Here is a 15,220-nt window from a genome sequence, read left to right on the forward strand (position 1 = left end):
CATCGATATTTGCTGCACATGTCTGTGAACCCTGTCTCAAGTTTAAGGGCAAAAATATCGGAATTAAAGGCAAAATCTCATATTTAAGGGCAAAGGACAGCCGTTGATTTCGTTGAATCTCTCATCTCACAATTAAGGGCTACGCGACAATTGTCGAGGCCTGTTTCCTGCGCGTCGAAGCCCTGCTGACCGAGCTGCGGCCCGTGCTGGAGGACAGCGCCCACCTGCTGCTCGAAACGGAGACACTCGACGCCGATGCGCTAAGCGAATTCACCGCACGGGTGAAACGCACGGTCGGAGAGGAGGCTGCGGCGTAACGGAACAGGGACGACCGGATTGAACCGGGGAGGCCGCCACGGGCTGCCCGGTTGCCTTGGCGCCGCCCGGACAGCCTCCGGTGTCAGCCCTCTGCGGGCTTCGTGGGATCGTCCTCGATCGTGGCGCCGAGAGCATGGGCCAGATTTCCCAGAATGTCGCGCTCCTTTTCCAGACGCCGCCGCGCGCTTTGCCAGAGGCTTTCACCGCTGTTGCGCGGGTGCCGTCTGAGCCCCTCGTAAAGCGTCTCGATGCGGGCGAGTGTTGTGGGCCAGGAGAATTCAGCGGCGGTTTCGCGGGCTGTGGCCGCGAGCCGTGCGCGGGTTTCGGGGGGCGTGGTCGCAAGCCCGGCAAGCGCCGTCGCAAAACCGGTGCTGTCCGTTTCCCGTGCCAACAGACGACCGTTTTGCCCATCGCGCAGGATTTCCCGCACCCCGGAGGCCTCCAGCGCCACCACCGGCAGACCCGCCGTCATGGCCTCGGCCAGCACGAGCCCTTGCGTTTCCGAGACCGAGGAGAAGGCAAAAACATCCATCGCGGCATAGGCATCGGCAAGAGCCCGCCCCTTCATCGCACCGGGCAGATGCGCGCGTGCCGACAGCCCCGCCGCCTCAAACCGCCGCTGCATGTCCTCGCGCATGTCTCCGTCGCCGACGATCAATGCGTGCGCCGCGGGATGGGCGATCAAAAACGAGATCAACGCCTCGGCCAGATAGACGAGGTTCTTTTCCTCGGCAAGCCGCCCGACATGACCGGCCACGAAGCAGTCCTGAGGGATGCCGAGCCGCGCGCGCAAAGTGTCGCCCCGCCCGCCCCGATACTGTGCCGCGTCGATGCCTGTCGGAATGACCTTGACCGGCACGGTTACCTCATGCTCGGCCAGAAAGGAGGCGATGCTTTCGCTCGGAGCGATCACCGCGTCGCACAGGTTGCAATAGCCGGTGGCGAGACTGACGACGAGCCGCCGCAGAGAGGGGGCATTCTGGGCGACATAGTGGCTGTAGAGCTCATAACGGGTGTGATAGGTGAACACGACCGGGCAGTCGTAGCGCGTCGCCACCCGCAGAGCGGTATCGCCGAGCAGGAACGGGTGATGGCTGTGCACGATGTCGGGGCGGAAGGTTTCCAGCCGCTCGGAGAGTTCCAGCCCGATGGGAACGGGAACGGAAAAATCGCTGCCTGCGAAGTTCTGAAACGCACTCATGCGCACGGTGAAGGCGTCATGCTCCTCGCCTCCTTCGAATTCCGGCGCGACGATCAGGACTTCGTGACCTGCGTCGCGCAGCCGCGTGGAGAGGCCTGAAACGCTTTGGGCCACACCGCCGATGTGCGGGGTAAAGGTATTCGTGAACATCGCGATTTTCATAGAACCCTCTTTCGACACGCCAAAGCGCCCCGCCTCCCAACATGCTGATGTGGGCGAAGTCTGGCGGCAGGCCGACGCATATGCAAGGCCGGATATTCGTGCCTCCAGAGCGGCGCTGGTTTTCGGTTTCGATCGGCTGCGGAAAGAACGGCAACGGCGAGCGCGGTGTGCGAAAATTTGACATGCAAAGTTTTGGGACATGGCCTGCAACCTGCGTTTCCGGAAACTTTTGCAATCGGTTTGTGCTTCGGGCCGATTGCAAAATAATTTAGGTTTTCATTGTATGACCTTCAGGAAAAGCGCACCTTCGGAGCGCATAGGATACAGGAGCCAAAGACGATGACCGACCGTCATGAGACCGATGCCGAAATCAGCCGTGCCGCACGGGATGCCGTGGTGGCCGGGGGGGATATTCGCCGCGAAATTCGCGATATTGTCGCCCGCGCCGTCGCGGGGCGGTCTCTGGAGCAGAACAGTCTTCGCCATGTTTTGAAACTGGTCCTGAAAGGCGTCACCGAAGGCCTGCCGGAAGACGCCGGGGAAGCACATGTGGCGGTGCACAAGGCGGGCGAAGGGATCGAGGACGCAGCGGAGCATGTCGCCGAGGCTCTGCAACTGGCCATCGAAGAAGCCCGCAGCCGGGGAGATGAGTTCACCGAGCACGATCTGAAACATGCCGCGGAGGATCTGGCGGCGCTGGACCGGCTTTATATCGAAACGATGCACGATTTCGCGAAGGCCGGGGCGACCACGGCGCAAAAGACAATTGCCGATCTGGCCATGCATCTGGAGCGCAGTGGCGGCAAGGCCGCCGGGGCGCTCCGGGAGGCGACGGAAACGCTGGAACAGGAGATTGCGGCCTCCGGTCGCCCCCATCTGTCGGATGTGAACCGTGCCGCGCGGACCGGGATCGGCACAATCGCCGCGCTCGGCAGTGCAATTCTGGGTGGGATCGCCGAAGGGCTTGCCGAGGTGGACCGGCCGTCTCAGTCCGATGAGTCTCAGTCCGATGAAGCGAAAACCGGGAAGACACCCTCCGGCGACACAAGGAAAGACACAAGGAAAAAGGACAGCTGATGTCGGGCGGGCTTTTCTTTGCGGCGCATGATTTGCGGCGGCTGACGGAAATCGCGGGCATTCTGATCGCGCATGGGTTCGGGGATCTGGTGCGCCAACTGGGTATCGACAGGCTGATCGGCGGGATCAAAAAAGCGACATTTCACAAACAGGCGGCCCCGAATCACAGTCTGGCCCCGGAGGCGCGTCTGCGCCTTGCCCTTGAAGAACTGGGGCCGACCTTCGTCAAGCTGGGACAGATTCTGTCCACCCGTGCCGATCTGCTTCCGCCCGCCTATATCGCGGAGTTGGGCCATTTGCGCGACAAGGTGCGCACCCTCGACTGGGCGGATCTGATCGTTGAGGTCGAGGCCGAGCTTGGGATCCCTCTGGCTGAGGCTTTCGATGCGCTCGACACCACGCCTCTGGCCGCCGGCTCAATCGCACAGGTGCATCGGGCGCGGCTGAAAACCGGCGAAGATGTGGTGCTGAAAATCCGCCGTCCCGGCATCGTCCCGGTGATCGAGGCCGATCTGCGGCTGATCGGACGGCTGGCCTCCCTGGCCGAGACCGAGGGGCTGAGCCGGTTCCGCCCGGTCGAGATCGCGACCGAATTCGCCCGGTCCCTGCGCAGCGAGCTCGATCTGGCCAATGAATGCCGCAATGCCGAACGGGTCGCGGCGAGTTTCGCAGACGACCCTAATATTCGCATTCCCACGGTCCATTGGCAGTGGAGTCGCGAAAACATGAACGTACAGAGCCATGTGTCCGGTCTGCCCGGCAGCGATCTGACGGCGGTGCGGGCGGCGGGGCTGGACCTGACGGTGCTGGCACGACGCGGGGCCGATGCGGTGCTCAAAATGATCTTCGCCGACCGTTTCTACCATGCCGATCCGCATCCGGGGAATGTGTTCTACGGACCCGGAAACGAGATTTCCTTCATTGATTTCGGCATGGTCGGGCAATTGACACGACAGCGCCGGGACGAGCTCGTGGATCTGCTGTTCGGCGTGGTCGAAAAACGCGCCGACAAGGTAGCCGGAATTCTGTTGCGTTGGGCCGGGACCGATGGCGGAGACGTTGTACAGCTGGCGGCCGAAGTCGAAAGGTTCATCGACCGGGTGCATGGCGTGCCGCTCGGGGAATTGCATCTGTCGGGCATGATCTCCGATCTGGTGGCGGTGATGCGCGAGCATCATCTGGCTCTGCCATACGATCTGACGATGCTGATCAAGGCCTTCATCTCGCTCGAAGGGATGGGGCGGGAACTCGACCCCGGTTTCGACATGATCAGCGCCGCGCAGCCCTTTCTGGAGGATCTGGTCTGGCAGCGTCGCGGGCCACAGGAATGGATGCGCCGCACGCGCGAGGGCATCGCAGACGGTTTCGGACTGATGACCGAACTTCCGCACGACCTGCGCAAGCTGCTCGATGTCGCGCAGACCGGTCGTCTGAAGCTGCATATCGAGCTTGATCAGGGAGAACGGTATCTCAAGCGGCTCGACCGTCTGATGGCGCGGTTGACGATGGGGATCGTGATTGCGGCGCTGACCATCGGGTCGTCCATCGTGATGGCGGCTTCGGGGGACGAGCTTTCCATAGGTGTTTCGATCTTTGCGCTGCTTGGCTTCTTCGGGGCCGTGCTCGGTGGGGTCTGGTTGCTTTGGGCGATCTGGCGGGACAGGTAAGCTGTTACAATCATTCCGTCATGAGAGGATGACAAAAAGCCCCGTCCTGAACCTACGGGAGGCCGGTTAATGCCCGCACCCGGAGGGATGTAAACCGATTGGTGTCCAATCATGAAGCAATCGCACCATGCCAATCTGGTGCCACGCGGCAAGAGCAGCCGCGTGGGGTCTTTCAACATTCTTTCACCCCTCTTTCAGGGCGTCCTGCATGAAGTTGAGGCGGTCGTTGCCCCACCACATCTGGTCTCCGACGATCATGATCGGGGCGCCGAAGACCCCGGCCTCGTGGGCGGCCCGGGTTTCCGCCTTGAGGCGCGCGATGGCCGCGTCCGAGGCGGTCCATGCGGCCAGATCCTCGGGGTCCCAGCCGAACTCCGCGGCCAGTTCCGCCAGCAGGGCCGGGTCCTCGGGATCCCCGCCCTTGCCCCAGATTTCCGTCCAGACCCGGGGCATGAAATCGCCCTCCCGCCCCTTGTCGCAGGCATAGAGGAACGCGCGGTTGAGCGCATCGGTCTGCAGCGACGTCGGGAAGGTCAGCGGTACGCCATAGCGCTCGGCCCAGCGTTGCAGATCCGTCTTGAGATAGCGGATCTTGGTCGGAATGGTCACATTCGCCGGCCCGGTGTTCCCGGCCAGCAGTTTCAGCTTTGGCAGGTCGACCACATGGGGCCGCAGTTCCAGATCGTAACGCTCACAGATCTCCGGGAGCTTCTGATAGGCGAGATAGGAAAACGGGCTCATGAAGTCGAAATAGAAGTCGAGCGGCTGCCTGCTCATGCTGTTTTCTCGCTCTCAAGCGCGGACACGAGTTTGGCCCATTGCAGACCGGCTTCCCGCGCGCCGTCGAGGATCGGCTCGGGGATGACGTGATACGGCGGGCGGCAGGGCCCCGCCGTCATCCAGCCTGCCGCGTCGATGCGCGCCTTTTCGATGCCGATATTGTAGACCGAGAACTCCTTGAACGAGCCGTTCGGGAACAGGGTGCGATAGGTCGCGGCGATCCGGTCGGTCAGAGCCTTGGCCTTGCCCCAGTCGCCGGTCTTATGCGCCTCTGCCACCAGATCGCGCAACTGGATCACGGGTTCGGGGCCGCAAATCGCGCCGCTGGTCCAGAAGGCCGTGCAGGCCTCGGGGTCCATCCGCGCGGCGGCATAATAATCCATGTCCAGCGGCATCAGGCGGATTTTCCGCCCGGTCAGGTTCAGGTCCATGTAAAGCGCGGCGATGTTCATGTATTTCGCGGAAACGACCTGCGGGATTTCCGCGATCTGCGCCCAGAAGGCGCGCGGGAAGTCGAATTTGAACGCTTCGGGGTTGGCATAGGCGCAGATCGCGGTATCGGGGCAGGCTTCGGCCACGTCGCGGAAGAACTGCACGGCCGTCGGCACATCCGGCTGACACCACATCGGCGGCCCGAGCATGACGCCGTCGACGCCGATCTCGCGCACGGCTTTCGTCATGCGGATCGTGTCGCGGGTGTTCAGGCTGGTGGTGCCGCCAAACACCGGCACACGGCCATCGACGGTTTCGACCAGAGTGCGCAGGAAGGCCTGCTTCTCTTCCCAGGTCGTTGTCGCGGCCTCGCCGAACGTTCCCTGGGACAGGATGCCGTTGACACCGGAGGCAACCAGAGCCTCCGCAGCGCGGGCGGTTTCGTCCAGATCGACGGTGTCCGTCGCGTTGATGTCCGATCCGTTGGGTTTCGACGGCGTGGGCATGATGGCCCAGCAGCCGGTTACATCGTCCACTGTGAGCAGAGGTTTCTTCATGATTGCCACTTTCAGCATTGTGCCGCGCCGAGGTCGCGCGCGCGTTCTGTCAATTCGCAGGGACCCGCCGGGCCGGAGTGACACCGGCGGGTCCGGGCTGTTGTCGGATTACAGCGGGTATTGCTGCGACGGCTGCTCGATCGTCAGCCATTTCACCTCGGTGAATTCGTCGATCACCGCGCGGCCACCGTCGAACCGGCCCCAGCCGCTGGCCTTGACGCCGCCATAGGGCGCCTGCGCCTCGTTCGACACGGTCGCGCCATTGATATGCACCGACCCGGTCTCGATCCGCATCGCCACCGACATCGCCTTGTTGATATCGGCACCGTGAACCGCCGCAGACAGGCCGTATTCCGTGTCATTGGCCACGCGCACCGCCTCGTCGCTGTCCTTGACCCGGATCACCTGCAGGATCGGACCGAAGGCCTCTTCGCCATAAATCCGCATCTCCGAGGTCACGCCGTCGAGCACCGTGGCCGACATCAGCGTGTTCTGCGCCGCGCCGCCCGCGCGCACCGTCGCGCCCTTGCTCACGGCATCCTCCAGCAGCCCGTTCAGACGATCCGCCGCGTTCTGGTTGATGATCGGGCCAAGCGCACAGGCCGCCTGCACCCGCGGGTCCCCCGCTTCGAGCGTTTTGGCGCGCTCGGCCAGGCGGTCCACGAAGCGATCCGCGATCGACTCATCGACGATCACGCGTTCGGTGGTCATGCAGATCTGGCCCTGATAGAGGAAGGCGCCGAAGATCGTCGCGTTCACCGCACCCTCGATATCCGCATCGTCCAGAACGACCATCGGGGATTTGTCGCCCAGTTCCATGACGCAGCGCTTGAGATAGCGGCCGCAATGCTCGGCGATGATCCGCCCGACATGGGTCGAGCCGGTGAAGTTCACACGCCGCACCGCCGGATGCGCGATCATCGCCTCGACCAGTTCGGGGGCGTCCTTCGGATCGTTGGTGATGAAGTTCAGCGTCGAGGGCGGGAAGCCCGCCGCATAGACCGCCTCGGCGATCAGCTCGTGGGTCTTCGGCGAGGTCTCGGAGGCGCGGAACACCACCGTGTTGCCGCAGACCAGCGGATAGGCGATGGCGCGCGCCGCCAGAACCACCGGACCGTTCCAGGGCACCATGCTGAGGATCACGCCGACCGGCTGGCGCACGGTCATCGACAGGGTGCCCGGCTTGTCCGAAGGGATCGTCTCGCCCTGAATCTGGGTCGCCAGAGAGGCCGCCTCGCGAAACAGGTTCGCCGCCAGCATGACGTTGAAATGCGCCCAGACATCGCCCGCGCCGACCTCGGCCTTCATCGCGGCGACGAACGCCTCGGTGCGCGCCTCGATCTCGTCGGCGGCTTTCAGCAGCAGTGCCCGACGCATGCCCGGCCCGGTCTGCGACCACTCCGCAAACGCCCGATCCGCCGCCTCGATGGCCGCAATCGCATCCTCGGCATTGGCCGCAGCCCCGGTCGTCACAACCTCGCCAGACGCAGGAGAACGCCGCTCAAAACGCGCCTCCGAACTCGCCAAACGAGACTCGTTGTCAATGTGTAATGTCGTTTCCATTGGATTCATCTCCATGAAGTTCAGTCAATTGTCATTTGTTACAGCTTCTTGCGCAGCGGTCTTTGAGTTTTGGGATCCTGTTCCCTTCACTCTGCCGAACCGTCTCAGAAACCGAAGTGATATGGCAGCCCGACAACCAGCACCGGGAACAACACCAGAAGCAAAAGCACGACCACCAAAGCGCCGACAAAGGGCCAGGTCTCCTTGAACACCTCGCCCAAAGGCACCTTGCCCAGGCCGCTCAAGACGAAGAGCAACAGCCCGTATGGCGGTGTGATCATGCCGATCATGAGGTTCACGACGATCACGACGCCAAAATGCACCGGGTCGATGCCCTGGGCATGAACCGCCGGGAGCAGCAGCGGCACGATCACCAGCATGAGCGTCCCGGTATCGAGGAAGCAGCCGGCCAGCAGCAAGGCGAGGTTGATGATCAGGAAGAACCCCAGCGCGGAGAGACCGGCATCCGTGGTGAGCGCGGCGAACCATTCCCCGATCTGTTCCGCCGTCACGGCATAGTTGATCAGGAAGGCCCCGGCGATCATCAGGCCGATCAGCCCCGTCGACCGCGCGGATTCGAGCACGATCGCCGCCAGTTCCCGCCAGCCGAACGCACGATAGACGAAGACCGACAGGACAATCGCATAAAGCCCGGCCACCACGGCGGCTTCGGTCGGGGTGAAGACACCCGAATAGATGCCCGCGAGAATGATCACCGGCATCAACATCGGCAGAAACGCGCGGCGGAAAAGGCGGAAGGCCTCTTTGGCGCCCACCGGCTCCCCCACGGGCAGGTTGCGCACGCGGGCCACCACGGCGATCACCAGCATCAGGCTCCCCGCCATCATCAGACCCGGCACGATACCGGCGAGGAACATGGCCCCGACCGACACATTGGCGATCACGGCATAGAGGATCATCGGGATGGAGGGCGGCACCACCGGCGCGATGGTGGCCGCCGCCGCCGTGATCGAGATCGCCAGGCCGGGCTTGTAGCCCCCCACTTTATGCATGGCACGGTATGTGACCAAGCCGGGGCCCGCGGCATCGGCGATGGCGCTGCCCGTCATCGAGGCGAACAGCAGGCCGATCAGGACCGTGACCTGCCCCAGACCGCCCCGGAACCGTCCGACGACCGCATTGCTGAAAGCCCACAGACGGTCGCTGATCGTCCCGGCGTTCATCACGTTCGCAGCGAAGACGAACATCGGAATGGCAATCAGAACGAAGTTCGAATAGAGCCCGTTGAGCGCCTGTTCGGCAACTTGTCCGACATCGCCGCCACTGACCGCCAGATAGGCGACACCGGCGGCAAACATGGAAAACGCGATGGGCACCCGCAGGATGGCGGCCCCGACGAAGACGCCGATCAGCGTCAGAAGTTCCGGACTCATATCTCGGCCTCCCAATATTTCGGCGACAGCAGACGGACGAGGCGACGCAAAAGTCCGAGCACGACCGCGACCTGAAAAATCGGGAAAATCATGTAGACGTAGTCATATCGCCATTGCAGGGCGGCTGTGCGCTCCCGCCACATGAAGGAGATATAATCCCAGACGAACGGCAGGCTGTAGATCAGCACGGCGGCAAGGCCCGCCGATGTCACGATCGAGATGACACGCTTCGAGCGCAAGGACAGCATGTCGTAGACGACGTCGAAGCCGAAATGTTCCTTGTAGGGCAGTGAGAAACCGCCCGTGAAAAAGATGACCCAGATAAAGAGGATCACCGCAAGCTCGTCCGTCCAGGCGATCGGGGCATGCAGGACATAGCGGCTGACGATCCCCGCCACGAGGGTGAGAAACAGGACGACAAACATCGCGATTGTCGCCCAGTCTCTTATATGCCGAAGAAACTTCATGTCTGTTCCTTATTCGGCCGGCGCAGCGGAGGCCGTCGCGGAGACCCGGTCGAACAGTCCCTCGGGCCAGTCCTCTTCCAGGTTTTCCTCCGCATAAACCTCGGCGGCACGTTTGCGAAACACCTCCACGTCGGGAACCGTGATCTCGATGCCCTGCGCGATAAACTCCTCGCGAATGCGCGCTTCATCCGCCAGACGGGTTTCATCCTGCCAACGGGCCGCCTCTTGGGCCGCATCGCGAAAGATCTGCTGGTGCTCAGGCGTCATTTCGTTGAACGTCTCGGTCGAGATCGCGAAGAAGGTCGTGAACACGAAATGGTCCGTCATGACGATCTGTTTGGACACCTCGTTGATCTTGAAGCTGCTGATGATGCCGAGCGGGTTCTCCTGCCCGTCCACAGTCCCGGTTTTGATCGCCATATAGACTTCGGGCATTCCGAGCGGCACAGCCGAGACACCGAGGACCTTGCCCAACAGCAGCCATTCGCGAGAATTCCCCAGCCGGATCTTGAGCCCGTCGAGATCCTCGGGCGTTTTCACTTCGCGCGGTTCGGCCAGGCTCAGTTCGCGGGTGCCCATATAGGTGGTCGCCAGAATGGTGATGCCCAGTTTTTCTTCCACGGTTTTGATATACCAGTCCCCGATCGGCCCATCGAATATCGCCCGCATATGGTCATAGTCCCGAACGACATAGGCCAGGGAGAACATGGAGAGTTCCGGCAACTGGTTGCTGAAATCGAAGGTCAGCGACTGGTTCATCTCAAGCTGACCCCGTTGCATGGCCACGGTTTCGGTGCCCTGCTTGTAAAGCGAGTTCGACGGAAACAGCTTGATGTCGAAAGCACCGGGCGCCTCCTCATCGACGCGGTCGCGGAACATTTCCATCGCCTGATAGAAGGGATCGAATGTGTTGGCGGTTGTCTGGAAACGAATCTCCATCGGTTTCGCGCAGAGTGCTGAAACGGACAACGCCACGGCTGCTGCGGATGCCGCAATGATCTGGATAAACTTCAATTTCTCCTCCTTGGGTATTCTGATGGGGGGTATTCTGTTGGTTATTTGCTTTTGAATTTGAAAACGCGATCCGGCCCTCCCGCCGGAAAGACGGTTTCGATGTCTGCGAGACGGTCGATGCCATAAGCTCACCGCCCCCCTGGGGCCAGGCACAAACCGGCCCACAACGATACGGGGTGCATCGAGGCTCTTGCGACCGAAATGTGACGTGATCTGTCGTACGGGTCCGAAGCCCGCGCAGATTGAGCCGGTCGGCGTGACGCGTGCCATGACACGGCCCGCCGGAACGCTAAGTCTTTATCTGCATTCTTCCATTTCCTCCCTTGGTTCTCCCGGCATTCTCCCGGCGATACGCGACCCGGCCTTCCCGGACCGCAATCGCACATCCCTTATCCCCGACACGAAACCGTCACCTGCCCTTCCCCCTGACGCACCCTCCATTGTGCGTCGGGAACCGACCGTTTCCGCAACCTCGGCACTCATAAGAACACGGTATCGTTTATCTGTCCGGCCTGATTTCTGGCCCGATTTCTGGCCCGATTTCTGGCCCAGTTTTTTTCGAGACGATGCCGCTCCTCACCGGCTTGCCCCGCACATGTTCATACATCAGCCGTTCGGCCAAAGCCGCGTCACGCATCTCGATCGCGTCCCGAATGGCGCGGCGCTGACGGCTGGCAATTTTCGTCTGTTCAAGCTCGAAGCTGGCCGCCCCCTGCAACAGCAGGAAATCGGACATCGACCAGAAGGACCGCAAACGCCAGGCGAGCGCCGGAGCCTGCGCCAGGCTTCGCATCACCGCATGCCATTCCCCGACCAGCCGGGCATAGTTTTCCGGCAGGCCCCGGTCCGCGCCGCCACAGGCATCGACCCGCGCGGCCACCGCGTCGAGCATGTCGATCTGCCGCTCGCCGTGACGTTCCGCCGCCAGCCCGGCCAGAACCCCCTCCATGCGTCCGAAAAGGCAAAAGAAATCCATGATCTCCGCATTCGTGGGCGAGATCACGCGACTGCCGACCTGAGGCTCCACCCTGATATAACCAAGCGACCGCAACTGGCCGATCGCCGAGCGAACGGGCTGCATGCTGACGCCGAATTCCTTTGCCAGTTCTCCCGCGGACAAGAGATCGCCGAACTTGTAATGGCCCGACGCGAAACGCCCCTCCATCTCCGCGAAGATCGACGCCGATTTTCCGCTGAGAGGATTTTCGCTGAACGATATGTCGTGAAGAATTTTGGACATTCGCAAACCTCCCTGCGCAAATCCGAACACTCTTCCTCTCGCGCCTCTCCGTGCGCAATGCAAGAGCGATCAAGTGACATTGGGAGCCCCCTAGCCAGGAATGGCTCTGAGCCCCACACCTTGAAGACATCAATTTTCATACGAAGCAGGCGCGCCCCGTAAACCGGAAAACCAGCACATATCGCCACGCAAATACATCTTTTCCACGGACACTCCGGCAAGCTTCACAGACCAAAGTGCACAGGCGCATTCAGACGAGGTGCGACAAGCATTAAGATACTAGTATCTTAATGCATAACTTTGCGTCAAGCTCTTTGACCCTCCCGGGCCCCTTCGGCGTGGAGACAGGCGCATTCGTATTTCTACCCGTCGCCCGAGCCGTTCCATATAGCGATGCAGGATGCAGAAGGACCGTCGCGCCACAGCCCTTCTTCAGCGGTCGATCTTCAGGGGAACGCAGGTTGTGTCGCCTGCTCAAAGCCATTTCTTGGGGATGACCAAATGTACTCCCTTTCCCCATGTTTTCCCCATGACCCGGGTGATTTCATATCTCCGACACGGTTGAGCAATACGCAGGCGAAGTTTCGACTGCGGCGACGTTGACCGCACCATCGCTCTGAGGGCCCCGCCCCCGCCGAGAACCGCGCGCCCTCATTGAACACCGGCAGAGAGAGCCGACCCGAGGAGCAGGTCCTCATTGTCCCTTATGCCACCGAAGGCGTATGTCATCGTACCAAGCCAGGTTCCGAAATCGTCGAGAATGGGCTTTGATCGGTCCTGTCGAGCAGCCAGATGATTCCAAGTGGTTCTCGGGGGGAGGCTGGCCGCAGATGTCTTTCCCGAGCCGATAAGATTTAGCTCACCAGCTCCTGCCCCCCAACGACGGTTCGCACGACCGAATATGAGATGCGGCGCGCAACATCGGGAAGGGCTGCCAGTTCCTGGTGGAAAATATCGTTGAAATTTGCGAAATCGCTCGGGCGGAGTATCAGCAGATAATCGAAAGGCCCGGTGACGAGATAGCAGCCGAGGACGCTGCTGCACTTGCGCACCTTTTCGTCGAAACGGGAAAAATTTTCGCGGGATTGCTTGTCGAGTGTGATTTGCACGAACATGAGAGGCGTATCGTCGGACGGTTTCGTGACGATTGCCGAATAACCGCGAATGATACCGGAATGTTCGAGATTCTTCGTGCGTCGCAGACAGGCCGATTGTGACAGCCCGACCTTGTCGGCGAGCTCTGCATTGGTGATGCGCCCGTTTCGCTGCAATTCTTGCACGATTTTCTGATCAAAACTGTCCATGCTGCGATCCGATTAGAAGAAACTTGCGTCAAGGTTTCAATTTGGCAGGAAGTTGCGCCGAAAGGCAAGATATGCGGCATGGGGCCATGGTAGTTTGGCCTTGCAAGACAGGCGAGTCGACATGTTCCAGCGACATTTTTGGGCAGGGATGTTCCTTTCCTGCCATAAAAAAAAGCCGTTAAAAAATACGGAGTGGAAAATTGCGCATACAGGCAAATTCGATCTACGAAGCGGATACGGCCAGCTTCCTTCACCCCCAGACGAACCTGGCCCAACACCTCAGGCAGGGGCCGTTCGTGATTGAGCGCGGAGAGGGCACCTGGGTCTATGACGAGCATGGGCAGAGCTATGTAGATGCCACGTCCGGCCTTTGGTGTGCGTCGCTGGGCTTCAGCCAGGAACGGCTGGCCCGTGCCGCCTACGATCAGATGACGCGGCTGGGATATTATCACAGCCAGGCGCATTACACGCATCCGATGGGCACCCGGCTGGCCGAGCGACTGGTGGAGATGGCCCCCGTGCCGATGTCCAAGGCGCTCTTTCAGTGTTCGGGGTCCGAAGCGAACGATGTCGCGATCAAGCTCGTGTGGCACTATCACACGATCATGGGCCAGCCGAAGAAGCGCAAGATCATCGGCCGGCAGATGGGGTATCACGGCAGCACCTGTGCCTCGATCAGTGCTTCGGGCAAGCCCGACATGCACCGTGATTTCGGTGTGCCGCTTCAGGACTTCCTGCACGTCTCGATGCCGCATTACTACCGCTTTCACGAAGAGGGGGAAAGCGAGGAGGAATTTTCCGCGCGTCTGGCCGACGAGCTTGAAAACCTGATCCAGACAGAAGGCCCCGAGACCATCGGCGGTTTCATTGCCGAACCCGTTCTCGGCGCGGGGGGCGCCGTTCCCCCGCCCAAGGGGTATTTCGAACGCGTGCAGAACATCCTGCGCAGATACGATATCCTGTTCATCGTGGACGAGGTCATCTGCGGCTTCGGACGCACCGGGGAAATGTGGGGGGCCACGACCTATGATCTGAAGCCCGACATGCTGAGCTGTGCAAAGGCTCTGTCTGCGGGCATGGCGCCGATTTCGGCGGTTCTCGTCAATGACAGAATTTTCGATGCCTTGCTGGTGCAGGCGGGCCGGGTCGGCCATTTTGCCCACAGCGCCACCTATTGCGCGCATCCGGTGGCGGCTGCGGTGGCCAATGAGGTTCTGGATATCTACGAGGAAATCGACGTGGTGGCCCGTGCCCGCGAGGTCGGTGCCTATATGATGGAGCTTGCAAATCGCGAGGCCGAACGCCCCATCGTCGGCGACGTGCGCGGTGTCGGCATGCTTTGCGCCATCGAACTGACCGGAAACAAGGCCACACGCGCGCCGCTGCCCGATGTCGAAAGGACAGCGGAGTTTATCGCCGAGCGCGGCAGAGCGCATGGCCTCCTGCTCAGGGCCATCGGTCCGACACTGGCCTTCGCACCGCCTCTCAATTCGAGCAAGGAGGACGTAAATGAAATTTTCACGCGTTTCAGCCGCGTTCTCGACGATGTCGAGCTTGCGTCCGCGCAGGCGCAGTGAACTCCGGATCTCATCTTTTCACGCTGACTGCAAAGGAGACGACCAATGGCAACGCTCAGGGAAACCCCGAAGCATATGATGACAAGACTGTTTTTGGCCGCGGGCCTGTCCGCAGGCGGTCTGATCTCTGCCGATCCGACCGCCGCCGAGAATATCCTTCTCGCGCATCCACAGCCCACAGATCACATCTACCATCGCCTTTCCGAGGCGTTCATCGAGAATCTCGCAGAGACGACCGGGGGCAAATACACCGTGAACTACCATCCCGGCGGCGATCTGGGCGGTTTCGATGCGCTCTATGAACAGGTCATGGAGGGGGTGATCCCGATGGCCTTCACCAGCCCGGACAGCACGCTCGACCCGCGTCTGGACGTGTCGCGTTGCCTTTAAATCTGAGACGCGACGCTTTCGGCATCGAGTTTTGCCCTTAATTGCGAGATTTGGCTGTCATGGGGCCTTTGCTTCTC

13 protein-coding genes are annotated in these 15,220 nt (G+C 61.3%); 4 read left to right on the forward strand and 9 right to left on the reverse strand.

Annotated features, from left to right (window positions below):
- Positions 1–400: 400 nt before the first annotated feature.
- Positions 401–1,681 (reverse strand): glycosyltransferase, encoded by a 1,281-nt coding sequence (locus tag C8N42_RS19985; RefSeq protein ID WP_107818181.1) that lies wholly within the window; start codon positions 1,679–1,681, stop codon positions 401–403.
- Between the two features lie 339 nt (positions 1,682–2,020).
- On the opposite strand from C8N42_RS19985, the gene C8N42_RS19990 reads away from it, so the two are divergent.
- Together C8N42_RS19990 and C8N42_RS19995 are read left to right on the forward strand one after the other, a co-directional pair.
- Positions 2,021–2,758: a DUF6781 family protein gene (locus tag C8N42_RS19990; RefSeq protein ID WP_107818182.1), complete on the forward strand. Its 738-nt coding sequence runs from the start codon at positions 2,021–2,023 to the stop codon at positions 2,756–2,758.
- A complete protein-coding gene (locus C8N42_RS19995; protein WP_107818183.1) occupies positions 2,758–4,425 on the forward strand; it encodes an ABC1 kinase family protein in 1,668 nt (555 codons plus the stop codon). Before C8N42_RS19990 ends, C8N42_RS19995 begins: the two co-directional genes overlap by 1 nt.
- A gap of 183 nt (positions 4,426–4,608) precedes the next feature.
- On the opposite strand, the gene C8N42_RS20000 is transcribed toward C8N42_RS19995, so the two are convergent.
- From C8N42_RS20000 to C8N42_RS20035, 8 genes are all read right to left on the reverse strand, one after another.
- On the reverse strand, positions 4,609–5,202 hold the full coding sequence (locus C8N42_RS20000; protein ID WP_107818184.1) for a 2-hydroxychromene-2-carboxylate isomerase: 594 nt from the start codon (positions 5,200–5,202) through the stop codon (positions 4,609–4,611).
- Positions 5,199–6,194: a dihydrodipicolinate synthase family protein gene (locus C8N42_RS20005; RefSeq protein WP_107818191.1), complete on the reverse strand. Its 996-nt coding sequence runs from the start codon at positions 6,192–6,194 to the stop codon at positions 5,199–5,201. The genes C8N42_RS20000 and C8N42_RS20005 overlap by 4 nt, the downstream gene beginning before the upstream one ends.
- Positions 6,195–6,302: 108 nt before the next feature.
- Entirely contained in the window at positions 6,303–7,757 is a 1,455-nt protein-coding gene (locus C8N42_RS20010) for an aldehyde dehydrogenase (protein WP_107818192.1), read from the reverse strand.
- A 104-nt stretch (positions 7,758–7,861) separates the two neighbouring features.
- Positions 7,862–9,151, reverse strand: a complete 1,290-nt coding sequence (locus tag C8N42_RS20015) for a TRAP transporter large permease (protein ID WP_107818185.1) — start codon at positions 9,149–9,151, stop codon at positions 7,862–7,864.
- Positions 9,148–9,618 (reverse strand): TRAP transporter small permease, encoded by a 471-nt coding sequence (locus C8N42_RS20020; RefSeq protein ID WP_107818186.1) that lies wholly within the window; start codon positions 9,616–9,618, stop codon positions 9,148–9,150. Before C8N42_RS20020 ends, C8N42_RS20015 begins: the two co-directional genes overlap by 4 nt.
- Positions 9,619–9,627: 9 nt before the next feature.
- Positions 9,628–10,632 (reverse strand): DctP family TRAP transporter solute-binding subunit, encoded by a 1,005-nt coding sequence (locus tag C8N42_RS20025; RefSeq protein WP_170109388.1) that lies wholly within the window; start codon positions 10,630–10,632, stop codon positions 9,628–9,630.
- 499 nt (positions 10,633–11,131) lie between these two features.
- A complete protein-coding gene (locus tag C8N42_RS20030; RefSeq protein WP_107818188.1) occupies positions 11,132–11,872 on the reverse strand; it encodes a GntR family transcriptional regulator in 741 nt (246 codons plus the stop codon).
- Between the two features lie 854 nt (positions 11,873–12,726).
- On the reverse strand, positions 12,727–13,176 hold the full coding sequence (locus tag C8N42_RS20035; RefSeq protein WP_107818189.1) for an Lrp/AsnC family transcriptional regulator: 450 nt from the start codon (positions 13,174–13,176) through the stop codon (positions 12,727–12,729).
- 200 nt (positions 13,177–13,376) lie between these two features.
- Between C8N42_RS20035 and C8N42_RS20040 the strand changes: the two genes are divergently transcribed.
- A complete protein-coding gene (locus C8N42_RS20040; protein WP_211309231.1) occupies positions 13,377–14,753 on the forward strand; it encodes an aminotransferase in 1,377 nt (458 codons plus the stop codon).
- A 45-nt stretch (positions 14,754–14,798) separates the two neighbouring features.
- A complete protein-coding gene (locus C8N42_RS20045; protein WP_107818190.1) occupies positions 14,799–15,143 on the forward strand; it encodes a type 2 periplasmic-binding domain-containing protein in 345 nt (114 codons plus the stop codon).
- Positions 15,144–15,220: the final 77 nt, after the last annotated feature.

This window comes from Celeribacter persicus, from assembly GCF_003050785.1.
GTDB lineage: Bacteria > Pseudomonadota > Alphaproteobacteria > Rhodobacterales > Rhodobacteraceae > Celeribacter > Celeribacter persicus.

Coding starts and splice junctions, on each gene's coding strand:
- C8N42_RS20015 (WP_107818185.1), bottom strand. CDS start 9,151: ATGAGTCCGGAACTTCTGACGCTGATCGGCGTCTTCGTCGGGGCCGCC.
- C8N42_RS20035 (WP_107818189.1), bottom strand. CDS start 13,176: ATGGACAGTTTTGATCAGAAAATCGTGCAAGAATTGCAGCGAAACGGG.
- C8N42_RS20010 (WP_107818192.1), bottom strand. CDS start 7,757: ATGGAAACGACATTACACATTGACAACGAGTCTCGTTTGGCGAGTTCG.
- C8N42_RS20005 (WP_107818191.1), bottom strand. CDS start 6,194: ATGAAGAAACCTCTGCTCACAGTGGACGATGTAACCGGCTGCTGGGCC.
- C8N42_RS20045 (WP_107818190.1), top strand. CDS start 14,799: ATGGCAACGCTCAGGGAAACCCCGAAGCATATGATGACAAGACTGTTT.
- C8N42_RS19985 (WP_107818181.1), bottom strand. CDS start 1,681: ATGAAAATCGCGATGTTCACGAATACCTTTACCCCGCACATCGGCGGT.
- C8N42_RS20030 (WP_107818188.1), bottom strand. CDS start 11,872: ATGTCCAAAATTCTTCACGACATATCGTTCAGCGAAAATCCTCTCAGC.
- C8N42_RS20020 (WP_107818186.1), bottom strand. CDS start 9,618: ATGAAGTTTCTTCGGCATATAAGAGACTGGGCGACAATCGCGATGTTT.
- C8N42_RS20000 (WP_107818184.1), bottom strand. CDS start 5,202: ATGAGCAGGCAGCCGCTCGACTTCTATTTCGACTTCATGAGCCCGTTT.
- C8N42_RS19990 (WP_107818182.1), top strand. CDS start 2,021: ATGACCGACCGTCATGAGACCGATGCCGAAATCAGCCGTGCCGCACGG.
- C8N42_RS19995 (WP_107818183.1), top strand. CDS start 2,758: ATGTCGGGCGGGCTTTTCTTTGCGGCGCATGATTTGCGGCGGCTGACG.